The organism is Mycobacterium sp. NGS24 (assembly GCF_059813065.1).
Map to the genome: position 1 here is coordinate 307,535 of NZ_JCALDW010000002.1, position 22,720 is coordinate 330,254.

The following is a 22,720-nucleotide window of genomic DNA, read 5'->3' on the forward strand; positions in this document are numbered from 1 at the left end:
CACGCCCCCCGCACCGGCGCGGAACCTATCCGGTCGCGCGGGTTATCGCCACCCGCACCCCGTCGCCGATTTCCGTCGCATCCGCGGGCTCACCGAATTCGAACCTGGTAGCCAGGATCTCGCCCGCGATCAGGTCCCGGTGCGTGGCGGCCCACTCCTCGCGCTCGGCAGGTACCGCAATCACCACGCTGATCCGGTCGGACACGTCCAGCCCGGTCGACTTGCGCAACTCCTGTAGTTCCCGGATGCGGTCCTTGGCCCAACCCTCGGCTTCCAACTCCGGGGTCACGGTCCCGTCGAGCACCACCAGGCCGGCGCCGCCGGGCAGCGCCGCGGTGAATTCCGGGTCGGCCGCGACGAGGCGCGAACTGTACTCCTCAGGCTGCAGCACCGCCGGACCCGCCGTCAGCGTGCCGTCCGGGTTCACCACGCCCTGGCCCGCTTTGACCGCCTTGATCGCAGCCTGCACGTCCTTGCCCAGACGAGGTCCGGCCACCCGGGCGTTGACGGTCAGCTCGAACCGTCCGTAGGTGTCGATCGCGTCGGTGAGCTCGACCTGTTTGACGTTCAACTCGTCGCCGATCAGGTCGGTGAACGGCGCCAGGGTCTCCGGATGCTCCACTGCCACGGTCAGTTTCAGCAGTGGCAGGCGTACCCGCAGCTTCTTGGCCTTGCGCAGCGAGGACGCCGCCGAACACACCTCCCGGACCTGGTCCATCGCCGCGACCAGGTCCGGATCCGCGCGCAGCTCACCGGCCTGCGGCCAATCGGTCAGGTGCACCGAGCGCCCGCCGGTCACGCCTCGCCAGATCATCTCGGAGATCAACGGCAGCAGCGGCGCGGCCAACCGCGCGGTGACCTCCAGCACCGTGTGCAGCGTGTCGATCGCATCGGCCTCTTCGACCCAGAACCGCGAACGCGACCGTCGCACATACCAATTCGTCAACGCCTCAGTGAACTGGCGCAACTGTTCGCAGGCGCCGGAGATGTCGCAGACATGCAGCGCCGCGGTCAGGTCCTCGCGCAGCACCGCCAGCTTGGCGAGGATGTAGCGGTCCAGCACATTCGCCGAATCAGTGCGCCAGACACCGACTTTCGGCGCGTACAGCGCCAAGAAGCTGTAGGCGTTCCAGAACGGCAACAGCACCTGGCGCACCCCGTCGCGGATACCCTGCTCAGTGACGATCAGGTTGCCACCCCGCAGGATCGGCGAAGCCATCAGGAACCACCGCATCGCGTCGGAGCCGTCCCGGTCGAACACCTCGGTCACGTCGGGATAGTTGCGCAGCGATTTGCTCATCTTCTGGCCGTCGGAGCCCAACACAATCCCGTGTGCCACGCAGGTTTTGAACGACGGCCGGTCGAACAGCGCGGTGGCCAGCACGTGCAGCGTGTAGAACCAGCCGCGGGTCTGCCCGATGTATTCCACGATGAAGTCACCGGGATAGTGACCGTCGAACCAGTCCTGGTTCTCGAACGGGTAATGCACCTGCGCATACGGCATGGAACCGGAGTCGAACCACACGTCGAGCACATCGGAGATGCGGCGCATCGTCGATTGCCCGGTCGGGTCGTCGGGATTGGGTCGGGTGAGCTCATCGATGAAAGGGCGGTGCAGATTCGACGGCCGCACCCCGAAATCGCGTTCCAGCTCATCCAGGCTGCCGTAGACGTCGATGCGGGGATAGGCCGGGTCATCGGACTTCCACACCGGAATCGGGGTGCCCCAGTACCGGTTTCGGGAAATCGACCAGTCGCGCGCGCCCTGCAGCCACTTGCCGAACTGGCCGTCCTTGACGTGTTCGGGGTACCAGGTGATCTGCTGATTCAGCTCGACCATGCGGTCCCGGAACTGGGTCACCCGCACGAACCACGACGACACCGCGCGGTAGATCAGCGGGTTACGGCAGCGCCAGCAGTGCGGGTAGGGGTGCTCGTAGGTTTCGTGCCGCAGCAGCACCGCGCCATTCACCGCAGCGGGCCCGCTCTGGTTCTTCAGATCGCGGATGATCTGCGGGTTGGCGGCAAAGACGTGCTGGCCCTGGTAATCCGGCACGGTCGCATCGAATCGGCCTTTGGCGTCGACCGGGGTGACCGCCCTGATCCCGGCCGCATCCCCCACCGCCATGTCGTCCTCGCCGTACGCCGGAGCCATGTGCACCAGACCGGTGCCGTCCTCGGTGGTGACGAAGTCGGCCGGCAAGACCTGAAAGGCGTTGGGCGAGTCCAGGAAATAGGCAAACGGCGGTAGATAGCGGGTGCCGAGCAGCTCCGAGCCACGCAGTGTCCCAAGCACTTCGGGCTCCTCGCCCAGTTCGCGCGCATAGGCGGACAGCCGCGGCTCGGCCAGCAGGTAGCGTCGCTCGCCGGCCTGCACATGCACGTATGTCACGTCCGGGTGCACCGCGACCGCGAGGTTGGAAGGCAGCGTCCACGGCGTCGTCGTCCAGATCAACAGATAGGTGCCGTCCAGCGGGCCACCCTGAACGCGGAACCCGACCGTCAGAGCCGGGTCCTGCCGGCTCTGGTAGACGTCGTCGTCCATCCGCAATTCGTGGTTGGACAGCGGGGTCTCGTCGCGCCAGCAGTACGGCAGCACCCGGTAGCCTTCATAGGCCAGGCCTTTGTCCCACAGCTGTTTGAACGCCCAGATCACCGACTCCATGTAGCTGAGGTCCAGTGTCTTGTAGTCGTTGTCGAAGTCGACCCAGCGGGCCTGGCGGGTGACGTACTGCTGCCACTCGTCGGTGTAGCGCAGCACCGACGCGCGGCAGGCGTCGTTGAACGCGGCGATCCCCATCGAGTCGATCTGGGACTTGTCGGTGATGCCCAGCTGTCGCTCAACCTCCAGCTCGGCGGGCAATCCGTGGGTGTCCCAACCGAATCGGCGCTCCACCTTGTCGCCGCGCATGGTGCGGTAGCGGGGCACGATGTCTTTGACGTAGCCGGTCAGCAGGTGTCCGTAGTGCGGCAGACCGTTGGCGAACGGCGGACCGTCGTAGAACACGTATTCGGTTGCGCCGTCCCGATTTGCGATGCTGGCACGGAAGGTGTCGTCGCGGAACCAGTAGTCGAGCACCTCGAGTTCGAGGGCCGGAAAATCAGGCGCCCCGGCAGCGAGTTTCGGATAAACCCGATCGGTCACGTACGTCGTCTCCCTCTAGCCACCTCTGGCCGGGGACGACGATGCGCTGGTGCGCAAGCGCCGCGGTACCACCCCGCTTGCCACGCTGGCGCGTGACCGCTCAAGAGGGCTGTGACGGGCCCACCCGTTCGGTTCTACTGGGCCGTACCGGCTGTTCTTCCGAAGGCTCCCCGGTGATGGCCGGATCAACGCCAATTGGATTCTAATGGCGAATGGAACTGCACGACTCCGAGGGACTGGCTCACCGCAGGACGCGCCTGCAGTCGGCTAGTCCCTCGGAGTCCGCGGTTGGTCGATATCCATGCGTCACGCCTGGACTTCGAGCACACCAATGCGCCACAGTGCGGCGTAGACGTGCCGCAGCGGCACGGTGAGCAGGCGGGCGGCGCCGTCGACCAGTGGGTCGTTGCCGGCGCCGGCGACGTCGATGCGGCGGGCCGGCTTCGTGGGCGCGGGTACGTCGCGCACGAGGTGCAGCCGTGGTGCGGCGGTGAGGGTGGTGACTTCGTCGTACAGTGCAGCGGTCATGATCGCCTCCTAGCGGTTGACCAAACGTTGACAGGTGGACCTCAAAGGAATCTTGGTAAGTCCCGTCCCGCAACGGTTCCGGTCGGAGGAAGTGAGCGACTCAGCCGCACACGTCGCGCCGAAGACCGGTCAGGGACGAAACATCCGGATCTCGACCCGGACTGCCACTGGAACTCATGCGTCCCTCACCTCCTCTCAGCCACGACACACATGTTGTCTGGGTGCACGAAGGAGAACAGAATCCGACCATCGTCGGATATCCGCACCCCTCTCGTCAGAGCTTTGGCACTACCCGACGTGTCCGGTAAACCGGAAGCCACCTGGGCTCAACCCTTAAGCCGGGAAGAGCTGTCCTGACCCGGGGCGTCTTTCGACGTTCGGGGTCAGTGGCCTATGTTCGTGTAGCCGCCTCACCTAACGAGGTGCTTGCCTGACCGATAATGCACCACAGGCCCTGCCCGGTCAACGCGCCATCCCGCAGTTTCGCGATCTTTATGTCATCTCCATGCGGGCACACAGCTGTCTCGCAGCCTTGAGGCACCCTGACCTGGGGCGACTGCGACGTGTTCAATGTCACAGTGCGGGTCCCTGTTGGGCGCGAGCGCCCTCAGATGTGCGGTCAGAGGCCGCACTTTGCGGCATTTCGGGGACGCTCGCGCTGAGCGGGTGAGCGGCCCCGTGTCAGGCCACGAGCGACCCCATATGTGCGCTCAACGCCCGCAATCAGCGGCATTCGAGGGACGCTCGCGGCAAGGATGGGGTCAGTCGGCCAGGCTTTCCAGCCGCCCGACGGTGTCGATGTACTCCTCGACCATGTCCAGCACCACCGCGCGGGTGGGCCGCACCCGGTCCAGGGAACCGACCACCTGTCCGACGAAGTAGGTCGCCAACTCGCGTGCCTTCGCGCCCGGATGTGCCGCGGCCTGATTGATCCGCACCTGCGAATCGGTGACCAGGGCGGTCTGCAGTGGCATTCCCAGCGGCGCGGGGGTGTCGGGCCGCTCCCATTCATCGGTCCAGGCGGTGCGCAGCATCCGCGCCGGCTTGCCGGTCATCGAGCGCGACCGCACCGTGTCCGAGGAGGTGGCGGCCAGGAACTTGTCCTTGACCACCGGCGCGGTCTCAGCTTCCTCGGTGGTCAGCCACACCGATCCGCACCACACGCCTTCGGCGCCCAAGGCCAGCGCCGCGGCGATCTGGCGGCCCCGGGCGATGCCACCCGCGGCCAGTACCGGAGTGGGCGCCACCGCGTCGACCACTTCGGGCACCAGCACCATGGTGGCCACGTCACCGGTGTGTCCGCCGGCCTCGGTGCCCTGGGCAACGATCAGGTCTACCCCGGCCGCGGCGTGCCGGCGCGCATGTTCGGTCGTTCCAGCCAGCGCGGCGACCAGCACGTCGTGGCGGTGCGCCCGCTCGACAAGGTCGCGCGGCGGCGGCCCGAGCGCGCTGGCGATCAACCGGATGTTGTGGGCGAACGCGACCTCCAGCAGAGGCTCGTAGCCCTTGGGCGAGATGTTCAGACCGCCACGCACCGGTTCGTCGTCGGCGGCCTGACCTACCTCGTACCGGTTCAGCAGCTCATCGACGAAGGCGCGATGCTCCTCCGGCAGCAGGTCTTGGGCCTGCCTGGAGTTGATCCCACCGGTGTCGGCGCCGACGTACTTGGGCGGCAACAACAGATCGACGCCGTAGGGCTTGCCGCCGGTCTGCTCCTCGATCCAGGTGAGTTCGCTGTCCAGACGTCTGGGACTGTGCGCGGTGGCGCCCAGGACGCCGAACCCGCCCGCATTGGTCACCGCGGCCACCACATCGCGGCAGTGGCTGAAGGCGCAGATCGGAAACTCGACGCCGAGCATCTCGGCAACCCTGGTTCGCATGCCGCCGACGCTACGCCGCGACCACTACCCGTTCGAGGGCGCTACGCCGTCCGGTGGCCAGCTGGCCACGCCCTCTTCCAGGGGCACCTGCAGGCTCCGCAGGACGGAGGCAACCATCCGCCATGCGCCGATGGCGGTCACGAGTTCGATGAGAACCGTTCTGTCGGTGCTCAATTCGGCCTCGCAGGCCGCCCAGCTGGATTCGCTGACCACGCCGTCGGTCACGATGTCGTCGGTGGCGGCGAGCACCGCCCGCTCGGTGGGCCCGAACCCGTTGTAGGCCTGCCAATCCCGGACGCCGAGCAGATCCTCGGGCGACACTCCCAGGCGGGAGGCGACCCGCCAGTGCTGGGTCCACTCGTAGTCGCATCCGGTGAGCCAGCCGATACGCATGATCACCAGCTCACGCAGTCGGCGGTCCAGGTCGCCGTGCCACAGCATCATGGCCAGCATGTCGTTGAATACCCGCGCCAGCCGCGGATGGTTCAGCAGCGTCTGGAAGATGCTGAGTTCGGCCATGTAGTCGGGTACGCCCGCCTCGTCGGCGGCGGCTTTGGCTTCGTCGACGGGCAGCAGGGGGATGCGGGCGGGCTTGTCGGCGCGGGTCATCTGAACTTCACGTATTCAGCGGGGACAGCAGCGCCAACCACGGCTGGAACACTACTCGCCCGAAGTGACGCGGTGCGCGAATCAAACCATCGGCGCGTTGATCCCGACGACGAGGTCCCTGCGCACGGAAGATGGCCACGAAGCCCGGTGCAGGACGGCGAGGTGGCACGACGATGGAGCCCAGACAGGTCACTCCGGTGGCTGTCATCGGCATGGCCTGCCGACTCCCCCGCGGCATCGATTCCCCGGCCAAGTTCTGGGACGCGCTGCTGCGCGGCGACGACCTGGTGGGCGAGGTGCCCGCCGACCGCTGGGACGCCGACGCCTATTACGACCCCGAGCCGGGGGTGCCCGGCCGGTCGGTCTCGCGCTGGGGTGGCTTCCTGGACGACGTCGGCGGTTTCGACCCAGAGTTCTTCGGCATCAGTGAACGCGAGGCCACCGCGATCGACCCGCAGCACCGGCTGCTGATGCAAGCCTCGTGGGAGGCTGTCGAACACGCCGGGCTGCCCCCGACGTCGCTGGCAGACTCGCTGACCGGCGTCTTCATCGGGATGTGTCACGACGACTACGCCCACGTTACCGACGCGGCCGGCGCCCTGGGCGACGCGTACGGGTTCACCGGCACCGCGTTCAGCATGGCTTCGGGCCGGGTGTCCTACGCCCTGGGTCTGCGGGGGCCGTCGATCACGGTGGACACCGCGTGCTCGTCGAGTCTGGTTGCGGTGCACATGGCGTGCCGCAGTCTGCATGAATACGAGAGCAACCTGGCCCTGGCCGGCGGGTGCATGGTGATGCTGGAACCGCAGATGTTCGCCTCCGCCTCCGGGCAGGGCATGCTCTCTGCCACCGGACGGTGCCGTCCGTTCGACGCCGGCGCCGACGGGTTCGTCCGTTCCGAAGCGTGTGCGGTGGTGCTGCTCAAACGGCTGCCCGACGCGCTGCGCGACGGCGACCGGGTCCTGGCCGTAGTGCGCGGCACCGCGACGAATCAGGATGGCCGCACTGAGACGATCACGATGCCGTCGTTGCACGCGCAGGTCGCGGCGTACCGCGCGGCGTTGTCGGCGGCCGGCGTCGACCCGGGCACCGTCGGGATGATCGAGGCGCACGGCACCGGCACACCGGTCGGAGATCCGATCGAATACCGCAGTCTGGCAACCGTGTACGGGGTTGACGGGCATCGGTGCGCGCTGGGTTCGGCGAAGAGCAACCTCGGGCACACCGAGGCGGCCGCCGGCGTGGTGGGGGTCCTCAAAGCGGTGCTGTCTCTTCAGCACGCAGTGGTGCCACCGCTGGCGCACTTCACCGCACTGCCCGACGACCTGGCTGCTATTGACACCGGACTGTTTGTGCCACAACAGGTTACGCCGTGGCCCGGCGGTATGCCACGGCGGGCCGCGGTGTCGTCGTACGGCATGTCGGGAACTAATGCGCACGCCATCCTCGAGCAAGCGCCTATGGTTTCGGTCCCTGCTCGGGAGGAGTCACGCTCGCGGATCTTCGCGTTGTCAGCCAGCTCACCCGACGCGCTGCGCCAGACAGCGCGCCGGACCGCGGATTGGGTGGCGACGCAGCAACCCTCAGCCACGGACTTGGCCTACACGCTGGCGCGGCGGCGCGCGCACCGCACGGTGCGCACCCTGCTGTCGGCCACCGACAACGCCGAATTGGTCGCGCGGCTGCGTGCCGTGGCCGGTCGCGATGACCCGCTGCGACCTGCGGCGGGCCGTGATGACCGCGGTCCGGTGTGGGTGTTCTCCGGGCAGGGTTCGCAGTGGGCGGCGATGGGCGCGGACCTGTTGGCTACCGAACCGGCTTTCGCGGCGACGGTGGCCGCCGCCGAACCGCTGATCGCCGCCGAAGCGGGTTTCTCGGTGACCGCGGCCATGACTGAAGACATGGTGACCGGCATCGACCGGGTGCAGCCGACCCTGTTCACCATGCAGGTCGCGCTGGCCGCGGCGATGCAGGCCTACGGTGTCCGGCCGGGTGCGGTGATCGGGCATTCGTTGGGTGAAGTGTCGGCCGCCGTTGTCGCAGCGGCACTTTCGCTCGAGGACGGTGTCCGCGTCATCTGTCGCCGCTCGCGGCTGTGTATGCGGCTGGCGGGTGCGGGCGCGATGGCAGCGGTGGAGTTGCCCGCGCCGCAGGTCCGCGACGAGCTTGCCCACCGCGGCATCACAGATGTGGTGATCGCCGTGGTGGCCGCACCGCAGTCCACCGTGATCGGCGGCGCTACCGACGTGGTGCGTCGACTGGTCGCGGGGTGGGAACAGCGCGACATCCTGGCCCGCGAGGTCGCCGTCGACGTGGCCTCGCACACTGCGCAGGTCACCCCTATCCTCGACGAACTGGCCGAGGCACTGGCCGAGCTGAATCCGCAGCCACCGCAGCTCCCCTACTACTCGGCGACCTCCTTCGACCCACGCGAACGCCCCAGCTGCGACGGGCGCTACTGGGTGGACAACCTGCGCCACACCGTGCGGTTCTCCGCCGCGGTCAAGGCTGCGCTCGCCGATGGGCACCGGGTATTCGGCGAGCTCTCACCGCACCCACTGTTGACCCGAGCCGTCGAGCAAACCGCGCAGAGTCTCGACATGCCCGTGGCTGTGATCCCGGCGATGCGCCGTGAAGTGGCCATGCCCGACGGGTTACGCGGCCTGCTGGCCGATCTGCACGGCGCGGGTGCCGCAGTGGATTTCGCAACGCTGTGCCCCGAGGGGCGTCTGGTGGACGCGCCGCTGCCGGTCTGGAGCAACCGGCGTTTGCTCATCACCGCCGCGAAACCAGCCGCCAACACCGTTGCCGCACATCCCCTGCTGGGTGCACACGTGCGCCTGATGGAGAGACCGGAACGGCACGCGTGGCTGGCAGAACTCGGCACCGACGCATTGCCGTGGCTGGGTGATCATCGAATCAACGGCGTGGCGGCCATGCCGGGTGCGGCGTATTGCGAGATGGCTTTGGCCGCGGCCACCGCGGTGCTGGGTGGGCGGGCCGAGGTCCGTGACATCCGCTTCGAGCAAATGTTGTTGCTGGACGGCGTGACACCCGTCGGAGCTTCGGCGACCGTGGAACCTGGCGGCGCTGTCACGTTCGTCGTCGAAACGGAGTCGGGCGGTGACAAGTCCCGCCGGGCCACCGCGACCCTGCACCGTACCGAGGACGACTCACCGCAACCGCACGACCTCGACGCGCTGCTCGCGGCCCACCCACAACGGGTCGAGGGCACCAAACTCCGAGAATGGTTCGGCGAGCGAGGGATTCGGTTCGGCACGGCATTCACCGGTTTGGATGTGACACACGTCGCCGCGGGTGTCGTCGGCACCGTCCTGGGTGAGATCGCCGTGCCCCATCCGATCCGCACGCGGCAAGCGGGATACACGATGCATCCCGCCTTGCTGGATGCCTGCTTTCAGTCGGTGGCAGCGCATCCCGCCGTGTACGGCATGGATTCTGGCGGGCTGCTGCTGCCGCTGCGGGTACGCCGGTTGCGTGGTTACGCTTCGTCTTCGATGCCGCGGTACTGCCTGACCACGGTGACGACCTGCGTCGCCGGTGTCGAGGCCGACATCGACGTGCTGGATGACCGCGGCGTTGTGCTGCTGGTGGTCCGCGGGCTCCTGATGGGCACCGGAAACTCGGCGGCCGCCGACCGAGACCGGTTGCTCGACCAGCGACTGCTGGCCATCGACTGGCAACGACAGAAACTGCCCGAACCCGCAGGCGCCGGTGGAACCTATTTGCTCCTAAGCTTTTCCGACGACGACCCGCTGCCCAGCGAGTTGGCCGACACCTTGCGACAACGCGGAGCGCGATGCACCGTCTGCCGATGGACGGACGACCCCGCGCCACTGCACAGTGAGTTGGCCGCCGACGAAACTGGCAGTGTCGTGGTGATCGCCGGACCTGAAACCACCGACCCGCTGAAGACCGAACCCGTCCGCCGGCTCGTCCACGTCGCCCGCGAACTCCCTGAGGTCCGCGGTGCTGCGCCCCGGCTCTATGTGGTGTCCCGGAATGCCCTACCGGTTCTGGACGGCGACGCCGTCAACCTCGCTCAGGCCGGCCTGCGCGGGTTGCTGCGGGTGATCGGCGCCGAGCACCCTTATCTACACCCCACCCAGATCGACCTCGACGACAAGACCGCTGCGGACCTGGTTACCTGTCAACTGCTTTCGGGCACAACCGAAGACGAGACCGCGTGGCGGGACAACGTATGGCTGACGGCACGATTGTGCCCGGCGCCGCTGCGCCCGGACGAGCGGATGACGACGGTGATCGACCCGCGGCACGACGGCATGCGGTTGCGGGTCCGCATCCCGGGCGACCTGCAAACCGTCGAGTGCGTCAAAGACGACCGCAGACCGCCGGGAGCCGGGCAGATCGAGGTCGCGGTCCGCGCGTCCAGCGTCAATTTCGCCGACGTGCTGGCGGCGTTCGGACGTTATCCGTCTTTCGACGGCGAGCAGCCGGAATTAGGTCTCGACTTCGTCGGCGTGGTGAGTGCGGTCGGAGCCGGAGTGACCAACCTGGAGGTCGGTGATCGAGTCGGCGGTATGGCGCCGGGTGGGTGTTGGGGAACCTTCGTCACCTGCGATGCCCGGCTCGCCGCGAAACTGCCGCCCTGCCTGGATGACGGCCAGGCCGCTGCCGTCACCACCGCCTATGTCACCGCGTTCTACGGTCTGAACGAACTCGCTCGCGTGCGCGCCGGCGATAAGGTGCTTATCCACTCCGCCACCGGCGGTGTCGGCCAGGCCGCGGCGGCGCTCGCCCGTGCTGCCGGAGCGCAGATCTTCGCTACGGCCGGCAGCCCACAACGCCGGGAATTGCTGTGCGGCATGGGGATTGAGTATGTCTACGATTCGCGCAGCACGGATTTCGCCGAGCAGATCCGAGCCGATACCGACGGCTACGGTGTTGATGTCGTGCTCAACTCGCTGACAGGTACCGCGCAGCGCGCCGGCATAGACCTGCTCGCCTTCGGCGGCCGGTTCATCGAGATCGGCAAGCGCGATATCTACGACGACACGAGGTTGGGGCTCTACGCGCTCCGGCGCAACCTGTCGCTGCACGCCGTCGACTTGGCTCTGATGACCGCCACCCAGCCGTGGCGCATCCAGAAGCTGCTATCGGACGTCTACCGGCTCGTCGCGGACGGTCTGAAGCAGCCGCAGCGCTCCCACTATCCACTTACCGACGCCGGCAACGTGATTCGGACGATGAGCGCCGCCGAGCACACCGGAAAACTCATCCTTGACGTTCCCGGGGCAACGACATGCGCTGCCCGAGTGCCGCCGGAACAGGCACCGGTGTTCCGGCGCGACGGCGCCTACCTGATCACCGGCGGACTCGGTGGGCTCGGCTTGTTTCTCGCCGAACAGATGGCCGGCGCGGGTCGCATCGTGCTCAATTCACGGACGCTGCCCTCCCAAGGAACGCTGGAGACAATCGAACTCATCCGATCTACCGGCGCGGACGTGGTGACGGTGTGCGGCGATATCGCCCACCCCGCCACCGCGGCCCGCCTGGTCGCCGCGGCAACGGCCACCGGCCTGCCCTTGCGCGGTGTGTTGCATGCGGCCGCCGTGGTCGAGGATGCGACGTTGACGACCATCACCGACGACCTGCTGGAACGCGTTTGGGCGCCCAAGGTCCGCGGTGCGTGGAACCTCTACCAGGCGAGCAGGACAGCCCCGCTGGACTGGTTCTGCCTATTCTCGTCGGCGGCGGCGCTGCTGGGCTCTGCGGGGCAGGGCGCGTATGCGGCGGCCAATAGTTGGCTGGACGGCTTCGCGCACTGGCTGCGGGCGCACGGTCGGCCCGCCACCGCGATCGCGTGGGGCGCGTGGGCCGAAATCGGCCGTGGCGCAACGCTGGCGGATACGGGCACCACGATGATCGCCCCCGACGACGGCGCGTACGCCTTCCAAGCCCTGCTGGGCCATACCCGTTGCTACTCCGGCTACACCCCCACCACCGGTTCAGCGTGGCTTTCCGCGCTCGCGGCACGCAGCCGATTCGCCGAGATGTTCAGTGCTGCCGGGCGGCGACACGACGGATCAGAGTTCCGCACCGCGCTGCTGGAGTTACCGGCCGATGAGTGGGCGGGCCGGCTGAGACGGTTGGTGTCCGATCAGCTTGGCCAGATCCTGCGCCGCAGTGTCGATCCGGACCGGCCGTTATCGGACTACGGCCTGGATTCACTGGGGAATCTCGAGCTGCGTACCCGACTGGAGACCGACACCGGAATACGGTTGCGCTCCACCGATATCACCACGGTGCGCGACCTGGCCGATCGCCTGTACGGAAAACTCGCCCCGGTGCAGGACGCTCCGGTGTCAATGTGAGGGTCCCCGGCGGATACGAAATACCCTGAGAATTCGCCGGACTGACAGGAGCGCGCGGTGGTGGTGATGGGTCAGCTGGGTCTGGGGACAGTCCGCGACTGGGCCCCGGCTCCGGGTTCGGTCTGGTGGTGGCGTCCCGCGCCGGCTTCGGTGAGAGCGGCACGGCAGGCGCCGACGAGTGCCGTCCCGCCCAGTTACATCCAGGCTCGACATCTGCGCGGCTTCCGGGAACAACAGCAGCGCGGGCTGCACATGTCGCGGCTACTGGTGATCGCCTTCGACATCGGCGGCCAGTGCGACATCCGCGCGATGACCTACGTGCTCAACGCCCACCTACGCCGAAACGACACCTACCACAGTTGGTTTGAGTTCACCGCCCGAGACCACATCGTCCGGCACACCATCGCCGACCCCGCGGACATCGAGCTCACGCCTGAACAACACGGCGAAATGTCGGCGACGCAGTGGCAGGACCAGGTGCTGGCGACACCAAATCCGCTGCAGTGGGACTGCTTCCGCTTCGCGGTCATCCAGCGCCACGACCACTTCACCGTCTGCATCAGCGTCGACCATCTGCACGTGGACCCGATGTTCATCGGCGGCATCTTCTGGGAGATCAGGGAGATGTATTACGCACTGATCGACGGCGACGGTCCCATCGCCTTTCCGCCGGCCGGCAGCTACACCGACTACTGCGTGCGCGAGAGCGCCTACACCGCGGGGCTGTCCCTGCGCTCCCCCGAAATCCGGCAGTGGATCGACTTCTTCGACGACAACGACGGAACGCTGCCGAGCTTCCCGCTACCGCTCGGCGACACAACGATGCTCACCAGCGGTGAGTTGCTCTCGGTGCGACTGCTGGACGCCCAGCAGACCGCCCGGTTCGAATCCGCATGCACCGCGGCCGGCGCGCGGTTCAGCGGCGGCGTGTTCGCGTGCGCCGCACTCTGCGAATACGAGCTGACCGGCTCGGAGAGGTATTGCGCCGTCACCCCGGTCGGCACCCGTAGCACCGCCGCAGAGTTCATGACCACCGGATGGTTCATCGGCCACGTCCCGTTCGCCGTCCACGTCGGCGACTCCTTCGGCGAGACCGCCCGCAGCGCCCAGACCGCTTTCGACTCCGGCACCCACCTGGCCCGAGTGCCGTTCGAGCGTGTCCTGGAACTCGCCCCCTGGTTGCGCCGACCGCCCGCGCAGGGCAGCTTTCCCATGCTGTCGTTCCTGGATGCCGGCGTACCGCCGCTGTCCGCAGTCATCGCTACCCAACTGGACCGGATGAACATCCAGGCGTTCAGCGACGGTCGAATCGCGGCACGAGTATGCATGTGGGTCAACAAGTTTCATGAGGAAACCACCGTGACGGCGTCATTTCCCAGCAACCCGGTGGCCTATGAGTCCATCGATCGGTATCTGCAGACGCTGAAGCAGGTCTACCTGCGGGTGGCCGAGGGCCGCGAATTCGCGGTGCCCCGCAGCCCTGTCCAGCTGCGGTCGCAGCGGCCCTGACGGGGGCTACCAGTCGATCTCCGGCGTCAGACCGAATTCGGCGAACGTACTCACAATGAGTTCGCGCAGAACGTCTTTGGTGTTCGGCTGACCGAGCAGGTACGCGGAAATCCTGATGAAGATCTTGCCGCGGTCCCGCCCGGAAACCAGCAGCAGTTGTCCCCCCATGCGCTCGAGTGTGCTCTTCTTCATGCCAGGTTCGAACGGTCGCATGTGCGCTTCGTCGGCGTCGGTGCCGTCGGGCCGGTTCAGCGCCGGGGGCAATTCGCCGATGTTGGAGACAGTCACCGGCAGCGTGGCGCCACCGGCTGCCACCCCCGCCAGGCGCCGGACCACCCGCTTCGGTGTCAGCGGTGTCAGCGGGAGGGGCGCCAACCATTCGTTGTCGGAATTGTCCATCGCCTCGAGGATGGTTTGGGTGATCTTGAGGTGCAGGTCCCGAAGGTCCGTCGCCACGGGTGTGGGATCGACGGCGACGTCCACAGCTGTGATCGCGTTGCCGCGGATGTCTCCGTTGGTTCGCAGGTTCGCCACCAGCCGCAGCGTGACCGCTCCGTCGTCATTCACCCTTCCGACCCGCACCGCGAGTCGGCATGCGACCCCCGCCACCAGCGAATGGCTGCTGGCACCAAGGGTTTTCGCGAGGTTATCCCACTCCGCGAGCCCGATGTACGCCGTCAGGGCAGGCATCTCGATAGTCTGATCCGCATCGGCCGAGAGCTGGGCAGGCGGCGCAGCTTTGATCGATGATGTCAGTTCCTTGCGGTCACGCCGCGCCCGTCGCGCCACCGCCACCAGCGCATGACCGACATCGGGGAGTTCTTTGACGGTTTGCCGGAAGTCCTCGCGCAGCGCGCGCCTGCGGGGACGCGACCCCGCGGGTGGATACCCCAGGTCGTGTGTTCTGCCCTCGGCGGCATCAGCGATCGCCTGGCCGAATGCGATGGCGTCGACGACAGCATGGGAAACCACCAGACTGACGGCCGTGCCGCCGTCCTCGAGCGGTAGGACCCCGAGATGCCAGCCGGGACCCCATTCCGGGTCGATGGGTAGCCGCGCCCGCTCGTCGGCCCACTCGCTCACGTCGGCGCGCCGCCGCGGCGTAGCGACGACGTCCATGTCTTGCGGCGCCGGCGCCAACACCCAGCGGTCGCGCGCGAACGGCAATGGCGACCGCTCGACCAGGCGACCGAACATCCCCGATCCGAGGTTCTGGTGGAAGCGCCGCAGCGCGTCGAGGTCAGCACCGCGGTTGTAAATCCAGGTCACCTGAATCAGGGCACCGTGCACCGCCCGGGTTGCGAGAAATGCTGCCTGGTCGAGGTATTCGAGCAGATTGTCCGCGGGCTGGTCCTCGACCGTGGTGGGCTGAAGTGTCGAAGCGGCCGGCGCAGCGGCATCGGTGAGCAGTTCCCGCAAGTGGCCGGCGAGCGACGACGGGGTCGGGTGCTCGAAGACCAGGGACGCAGGCAAGGTCAGCCCGGTTTGCGCGCTGAGGGTATTGCGCAGTTCCAGTGCGGTCAGCGAGTCGATGCCGAGATCTTTAAACGCAAGCCCGGTGTCGAGGGCTTCCGGATCGTGGTGGGCCAACACCGCGGCGGTGGCGTTGGTCACCAACGCGGTCAGCGTATCGAGCTGCTGTTCCGCGGTTTGGCCGGCCAGCTGATCCCGGACCCCGGGTTCAGGCGTCACCCGGTCGATTTCGCTGCCACTCGCGCGTGCCGTCAATTCGGTCAGGAACGGATGTGAGCGACGTACGGTGAACGCGGGCAGGAACCGATCCCATGTCACATCCGCGAGGGTGATCAAGGTGTCGTCGGCGTCGATGGCCTGCCGCAGTCCGGCCAGCGCAGTCGTCGGTGGGATCGGATTGACACCGATTCGCTGGAAGATGTCCAGCACCTCGGCGGGCATACTGCTGGCCTCGTCCGCCCACAGGCCGTAAGCCGGTGCCACTGCCCTGATTCCATTGCGGCGCAACCGAATTGCCAGCGCATCTATGTGAGCGTTGGCGGCGGCGTAGGCACCTTGCTGGGCGCCGCCCCAAGTCGCAGCCGCAGACGAGAACAGGATGAAGGTCTCGGGTGGGTCTTTCTCCAGCAGTTCAACCAGATTGTCCGCACCGACCGCCTTCGCGGCGTAACTGTCGGCGAGCTCCTCAGCGGTCGTGTCGGAGATGGAGTTCCATCCGATAGCTGCCGCCGCATGCACGACGGTCCGCAGCGGACCGTGGGCGGCGCGGATGCCGGCAAGCGCGGCCGCCAACGCCGTCCGGTTGCTCACATCCACCGAATACGCTGCGACAGTCACCCCGCGGGCCTGCAATGTCTGGGCCAGTTCAGCGGTCTGCGGGTGTTCGGTAGCGTTGCGACTTACTAGCACAATGGGATTGGCGCCGGCCTCGGCGAGCCAACCGACCAGGTGCTTACCCAGCCGCCCGGTAGCACCGGTGATCAGAGCCGCTCCCGAAGCCGTCCAGCTGCCGGCACGTTCTTGCACCAACGGCGCCGCGACCAATCGACGCGCGCTCACGCCCTGTTGCCGGATCGCGAGTTGGTCTTCGTCCTGCACGCAGCTCAAAATCGCGTACAGGTGGGCGATGTCGCGCGGTGTCGCGCTCGGCGGGAGATCAACCAATCCGCCCCACAGGTCCGGGTGCTCGAGGCACACCGACTGTCCCAGCCCCCACGCAGCGGCCTGGCTCGGACTCGGCGGGTCATCGTCGGTGGATACCGTCGCACCGCCCTGGGTGATGACCCACAACGGAATTCCGAGACCGGAATCGCAATGTGCTTGCGCAAGAGAATGTGTGGAGAGCAGACCAACCGATAGGCCCGAGAAGTCGGGGTGTGGTCGTTCGTCGGTGGCCAGGAACGAGACGATCCCGTCATAGTGGGCCCGCGCACTGGCCGTCTTCAACAAGGCGGACAACGACTCTCGGCCGAGTTCGCTCGGATCTACCGTGAGCACGTCGGTCGCGAACTTCTCGGCGATACCGGCGACCCAGGCATCGTGGGCTTGTTCCGGGAACGCCAGCACCAGCCAGCGACGACGAGTGGTCGGGAAAGTGTTCGGGGTCACTGCACGCCAGTCGACGCGGTAGCGCAATGTGTTCGCCGCTGACCGAACGCCGACGTCGCCGCGCCACTGCCGCAGGGCGCGCACGACAGCTTCCAGGGACGACCCGGTTACCTGGTCGCCCAAGCCCAATACCTCAGCGAAGGCGTCAACCGCCTCGGCGTCGACGGCTTGCCACAGCGCGCCTTCAACACTGGTGTCCAGTCCGGCGGCTCCGGACACCGGAGTGGGCGTCGCCCAATAGGAACGGTGCTGGAAGGCATACGTGGGTAGCCCAACGGCTCGGGCGTCGGGGTAGAGCGCCGCCCAGGACGGCGATTTGCCGTGGTTGTGGAGTTGACCCAGCGCGGCAGCCACGGTGTCCAGGTCCGACCGGTCGCGATGCAGCATGGTGAGCACCGCCGAGCCGGGCCGCTCGGGGGTGCCGGCCAGTGTGTCGGTGATCGCCGCAGCCAGCACCGGGTGCGGCGACAATTCCACAAACAAGCGCTCGCGCTGGCCCAGCAACTCGGCGACCACGTCGTGGAACCGAACCGGCTCCCGCAGGTTGCGATACCAGTAGTCGGCGTTCATCTCGGTGGTGTCGAGCGGCTGACCCGATCGCGCGCTGTCCACGGTGGAATACAGCGGGATGCGTGCCGGCGACGCGGACACCCCGGCCAGCTCCGTCAACAGATGGTCCCGCAGCCGCTCCACCTGGCTGCCGTGCGACGCGTAATCCACTGCGATGGAACGTATTTGAATATTGTCACGTTCACACGCCGCAGTGAGTTGCTCGAGTGCGACGGGGTCGCCACTGACAATGGTGTGCGACGGCCCGTTGATCGCGGCGATGCTGACAGCTCCGTCCCAACGTTGCAGCCGGGGCTGAAGCTCTTGTGCGGGAAGCACAATGGAGACCATCCCGCCGCTGCCGGACAGTGTGGTGAGCGCCTGGCTGCGCAGCGCCGCGATCTTGGCAGCGTCCGCAAGCGACAACGCACCGGCAACGTAGGCCGCCGCGATCTCGCCCTGCGAATGCCCCACTACCGCATCCGGAACGATCCCGTAGGACTTCAGCAATTCGGCCAGCGACACCATGATCGCGAACAGGACGGGTTGGACAACGTCCACCCGCTGCAGCGACGGCGCGTCGGGCTCCTCACGCAAGACGCCGAGCACCGACCACCCGGTGGCGGGGCGCAGAGCTGCATCGCACTCGTCGAGGCTGCGCGCGAATTCGCGGTGATGGTGGTACAGCTCCAAGCCCATGCCGGCGTACTGGGCGCCTTGGCCGGGAAAAACGAACACCGTCTCCGGCGGTTGGTGGTGTGCGGCGAGGTGGTGGCGCGACACGTGCGGATGGGGCAGGTCGGCAATCAGCGCTTCCAGGCCCTCCACCAGTTCGCGGCGGGGATCTCCGCCGAGGCCACTTGCGGTGATGGCGGCCCGGTACGGGTGGTGGGTACGGGTGGTGGCCAGGCTGAAGCCGAGATCGGTCAGTCCGGTTTCGGGGTGATCGTGCAGGTAGTCGCGCAACCGGTGGGCTTGACCGGCCAGGGCCCGCGGACTGCGCGCCGAGACCGGCCACACCAGTACCGGGGTTGCCGCACTGGCCGACGCGTCGGAATCTATTGCGGCGTCAGGGGCCTGCTGCACGATGACGTGCGCGTTGGTGCCGCTGATGCCGAAGGAGGACACCGCAGCCGTACGGGGATGATCCGTGACCGGCCATGGCACCGCCTCGGTCAGCAGCCGGACCGCTCCACCGGACCAGTCGACACGTGGATTGGGTTGATCGACGTGCAGCGTCTCGGGCAGTACGTCGTGATTGAGCGCCTGAACCATTTTGATCAGCCCGGCGGCGCCCGCCGCGGCCTGAGTGTGCCCGATGTTGGACTTGATCGACCCCAGCCACAGCGGACGCTCGGGGTCGCGGCCGGCACCGTAGGTGGCTATCAGTGCGCCCGCCTCGATCGGATCGCCGAGGGTGGTGCCGGTACCGTGGGCCTCCACGACGTCGACCTGATCCAAGCCGATGCCGGCGTTGGCGCCCGCCTGGCGGATCACGTTCTGCTGCGCGGGACCGTTGGGTGCGGTCAGGCCGTTGGAGGCGCCGTCCTGGTTGATGGCAGATCCCGCGATCACCGCCAGCACCGGATGGTTGTTGAGTCGGGCGTCGCTGAGCCGCTCCAAGACCAGGACCGCTGCGCCTTCACCCCAGCCCGTGCCGTCGGCGTCGGCGGAGAACGCTTTGCATCGCCCGTCCACCGCCAAGCCCCGTTGCCGGGCGAACTCGGTGAAGATCAGCGGCGTCGTCATCACCGTGACCCCACCCGCCAGCGCCAGAGTGCTCTCGCCGTTGCGCAGCGACTGGCACGCCAGATGGGTGGCGACCAGCGACGAGGAGCACGCGGTGTCCACCGTGATGGCCGGACCCTGCAGACCCAGTGCGTAGGCCACTCGCCCGGACGCCACACTGGTGGACTGGCCGGTCAACGCGTACCCCTCCGCGCCGCCGGCAGCCTCCGCGCCGTACGGCTGCGACCAGGTGCCGACGAACACCCCGGTTTGCGAACGCACCAACGAGGCCGGGTCGAGTCGGGCGGTTTCCAGGGCCTCCCAACACACTTCCAGCAGCAACCGTTGCTGGGGATCCATGGCCTGGGCCTCGCGCGGCGAGATGCCGAAAAACTCCGCGTCGAACCCGGCCGCCCCGGCCAGGAACCCACCGGCACGGGTATAGGTCTTGCCGACGGCGTCGGGATCGGAGTCGAACAAATCCGTCAGATTCCAACCGCGATCGGTCGGGAAACCCACCATTGCGTCGGTGCCGCCAGCCACCAGCTCCCACAACGCCTCGGCCGAGTCCACTCCCCCGGGAAACCGGCAGGCCATGCCTACCACTGCTATCGGCTCGTCCGACGCCGTCTGCGCGGGCACCGGCGAACCCGCCGCGACCGAACCGCCGAACAGCTGCCCGAGGTAGGCGCCCAACGCCGCCGGGGTCGGATAGTCGAAGGCCAGGGTGGGTGACAACGGCAACTCGGTGACGGCTTTGAGGCGGTCCAGCAGATAAGTAGCTTTCACCGAGTCGAAGCCGAGGTCCTGAAAAGCGGATTCGGCATCGATGTCGCTGGTGCTGGAATGACCCAGTACCGCAGCCGCCTGCTCGCAGACCAGCCCCACCAGCAGCTCGTGCTGCTGATGTCGCAGCGCGCGCAGCCGTTGCGGCAAACCCGCGTCCGCGGCGGGGCGCACGTCAGTCTCGGCGGCCGGGTGCGGCTCCGGACGTGCGATCAGCGCGTCCCAGCGGGTGAAATCATCGCGCCCATAACGCTGTACGCACTCCCTCCGCCTGACCTTGCCGCTCGTGGTCAGCGGAATGGAATGAGGCGGCACCAGAACGAGATCGGCCACACTCAGACCGTGCGCTTTTGCTATTGCCGACGTGATTTTGCGTCGGACGGCCCCCACCCGCGCGGCGGCGTCTTCGGCATCCGGGCGCACTTTGAACTCGACGATGGTGACCAGTTTCTCGACGCCGTCATCGCCGGTGACCGAGATCGCAACGCAGCGACCGGCGGTGATCTCCTGGATCGTCGCCTCGATGTCGTCGGGAGAGTGGTTACGCCCGTAGACGATCAGCAGATCCTTGATGCGGCCGATGATGAACATCTCGCCACCGGAGAAGAAGCCCAGGTCCCCGGTCCGCAGCCAGGGTCCGGCCGGGGTGCCGGCGGCGGCGTCGACCAGTGTTGCACCGAACGTGCGTGCCGACTCGTCGGGCTTCTGCCAATAACCGTCGGCGACGTTCTCGCCGTGCGTCCAGATTTCCCCGACCGTTTCCGCCGGACATTCGATGCCGGTCTCGGGGTCCACGATGCGCACGATCGGCGACTGGGGCGTGCCGTAACTGACCAGCGGCGTGCCCTCGCCGGGTGCGCAGCGCTTCGCAACACCGGCCGTCAGTTGTTCGGACTCGAAGTACACGATTTCCGGCGGCCCGACTGCTTCACGGGTCGCCACGTACACGGTGGCCTCGGCAAGACCGTAGGACGGCCGCAGCGCCTTGGGCTGCAGATTGAATCGGGCAAAACGTTCAGCAAAGCGTTGCAGCGTGGCAGGCTGCACGCGTTCGGCGCCGTTGAGGATGTTGCGCACGTGACCCAGGTCGAGTCCCGCCAGGTCGTCGTCCGACGTCTTCGCCGCCGCCAATTCAAAAGCGATGTTGGGGCCCGCGGTGAATGGCTGGGTGTGGGTAGCCAACAACTGCATCCAGCGTGCCGGTCGCTGCAGGAACGCGGGCGGGCTGGAGAGCACACCGTGCACCCCGGCAACGATCGGAATGCTAATGCCCACAATCAAACCCATGTCGTGGAAGAACGGCAGCCACGACACGACCGTCGTATCCGGCGGCGCAATCCCGCCGTCCTCCCGGTAGTAGCTGGCGATGATCTGTTGGGTGTTGACCACCATGTTCTGGTGCGAAATCACGACGCCCGCCGGGGTGCGGGTGGATCCGGAGGTGTATTGCAGATAGGCGATGTCGGGCAGATCGGGGATCTCGTGTGGGGCTGGATCAGCGGTGTCGAGATCCAGCAAATCGAGTTCGATCATTGCCGGAGCGGTTTTCCCCGGCTCGATGTGTTCGGCGATGCTGCCGGCCACCGAGGACGTGGTCAGAATCGCAGTCGGCGACGCGTCGCCCAGGACCGAACTGGCGCGCTCGTCGCTGGCGCCACCTTGCGGAGCCGACAGCGGTACCGCGATCTGACCGGCTTCCAATGCGCCGAGAAACGCGACGACGTAATGCATTCCCTGCGGCGCCAACACCACCGCGCGATCGCCGGTCGCCCCATAGGTCCGCAAGATCCGCGCGACATTGCGGATCCGCCGATACAACTGCGACCAGGTCAGAGTTTCTGCGCTGCCTTCCGGGTCCTGCTCGTAATCCACGAAAGTGAACGCCGGCTCGTCGGGCCGCAGTTCGGCATATTCGCGCAGCAGAACGGGGATGGAGGGCTCGAACACGGCTCGACGATACCGTGATGATTTGGCCGGGGAGGGCAAAGCTTGATCTGGATTTAGCGCCCTGTCTTCGCCCTCTTCACCTCCCCGCAGATAGCCGATGAAAATCTTCCAAAAGCCGCACACGCTGTTGCAACAACGCCTAATATGGCCTCACCGACTGCACCTCTACGGCGCTCAACCCGCTGTAGCCCGCAGCCCCTCCGCTGGGGGCGAACCAGTCGGCCGCCCGGGTCCGAGCAAACTCGGCGTATGCGGCCTTCCTCATTACGATGTGTTGTAGATCACATGTCTGGGCTGGTGAGCGTCCCCCACCCCACCTGCGGGCCCAAATCCCGGTTCTCGAGCGCGCTGACCTGTACACACGCCGTACTGCACTGTCGCACAACAAGTATGAAAGCCCCAGCTCAGCCGGTCGATGTCCGCACCTGGCCGGCGACAGGCCGCCGAGATGCGTCCAGATCCGGACGAAGGTCAGGTGCCCACGTGCACTGCAACATAAAATTTTTGTACGATCGCACGATTTTTCCACGCGTGCGCAACGAACCAGCTACGCTTTGGACGCATCAAGTTCTTCAGGCTGCTTCGCTGCGGGGGTCGATAGG

7 protein-coding genes and 1 riboswitch are annotated in these 22,720 nt (G+C 67.0%); of the genes, 2 read left to right on the forward strand and 5 right to left on the reverse strand.

The genetic code is table 11. The features are described from left to right. Window positions 1-25: 25 nt before the first annotated feature. The 4 genes from ileS to AC5Y6Y_RS04375 form a co-directional block, all read right to left on the reverse strand. On the reverse strand, window positions 26-3,145 hold the full coding sequence (gene ileS, locus AC5Y6Y_RS04360) for an isoleucine--tRNA ligase (protein WP_473139637.1): 3,120 nt from the start codon (window positions 3,143-3,145) through the stop codon (window positions 26-28). A gap of 306 nt (window positions 3,146-3,451) precedes the next feature. Further along, window positions 3,452-3,673, reverse strand: coding sequence for an Rv1535 family protein (locus tag AC5Y6Y_RS04365; RefSeq protein WP_473139636.1), 222 nt, complete (start codon window positions 3,671-3,673; stop codon window positions 3,452-3,454). Between the two features lie 259 nt (window positions 3,674-3,932). Beyond that, a riboswitch (M-box (ykoK) riboswitch) is annotated at window positions 3,933-4,102 on the reverse strand. A gap of 332 nt (window positions 4,103-4,434) precedes the next feature. Next, a complete protein-coding gene (locus AC5Y6Y_RS04370) occupies window positions 4,435-5,553 on the reverse strand; it encodes an NAD(P)H-dependent flavin oxidoreductase (RefSeq protein WP_473139635.1) in 1,119 nt (372 codons plus the stop codon). A 24-nt stretch (window positions 5,554-5,577) separates the two neighbouring features. Next, a complete protein-coding gene (locus tag AC5Y6Y_RS04375) occupies window positions 5,578-6,162 on the reverse strand; it encodes a carboxymuconolactone decarboxylase family protein (RefSeq protein ID WP_463825142.1) in 585 nt (194 codons plus the stop codon). Between the two features lie 173 nt (window positions 6,163-6,335). On the opposite strand from AC5Y6Y_RS04375, the gene pks2 reads away from it, so the two are divergent. Both pks2 and AC5Y6Y_RS04385 read left to right on the forward strand, forming a co-directional pair. Beyond that, complete coding sequence (gene pks2 / locus AC5Y6Y_RS04380) at window positions 6,336-12,518, forward strand: sulfolipid-1 biosynthesis phthioceranic/hydroxyphthioceranic acid synthase (RefSeq protein WP_473139634.1); 6,183 nt, start codon at window positions 6,336-6,338, stop codon at window positions 12,516-12,518. A gap of 66 nt (window positions 12,519-12,584) precedes the next feature. Continuing rightward, the gene (locus tag AC5Y6Y_RS04385) at window positions 12,585-14,027 is read left to right on the forward strand and encodes a condensation domain-containing protein (protein WP_473139675.1); all 1,443 of its coding nucleotides are present in this window, start codon (window positions 12,585-12,587) and stop codon (window positions 14,025-14,027) included. A gap of 6 nt (window positions 14,028-14,033) precedes the next feature. Here the strand turns inward: AC5Y6Y_RS04385 and AC5Y6Y_RS04390 are convergent, their stop codons facing one another. After that, window positions 14,034-22,118, reverse strand: a complete 8,085-nt coding sequence (locus AC5Y6Y_RS04390; RefSeq protein WP_473139633.1) for a type I polyketide synthase — start codon at window positions 22,116-22,118, stop codon at window positions 14,034-14,036. Between the last annotated feature and the right edge of the window lie 602 nt (window positions 22,119-22,720).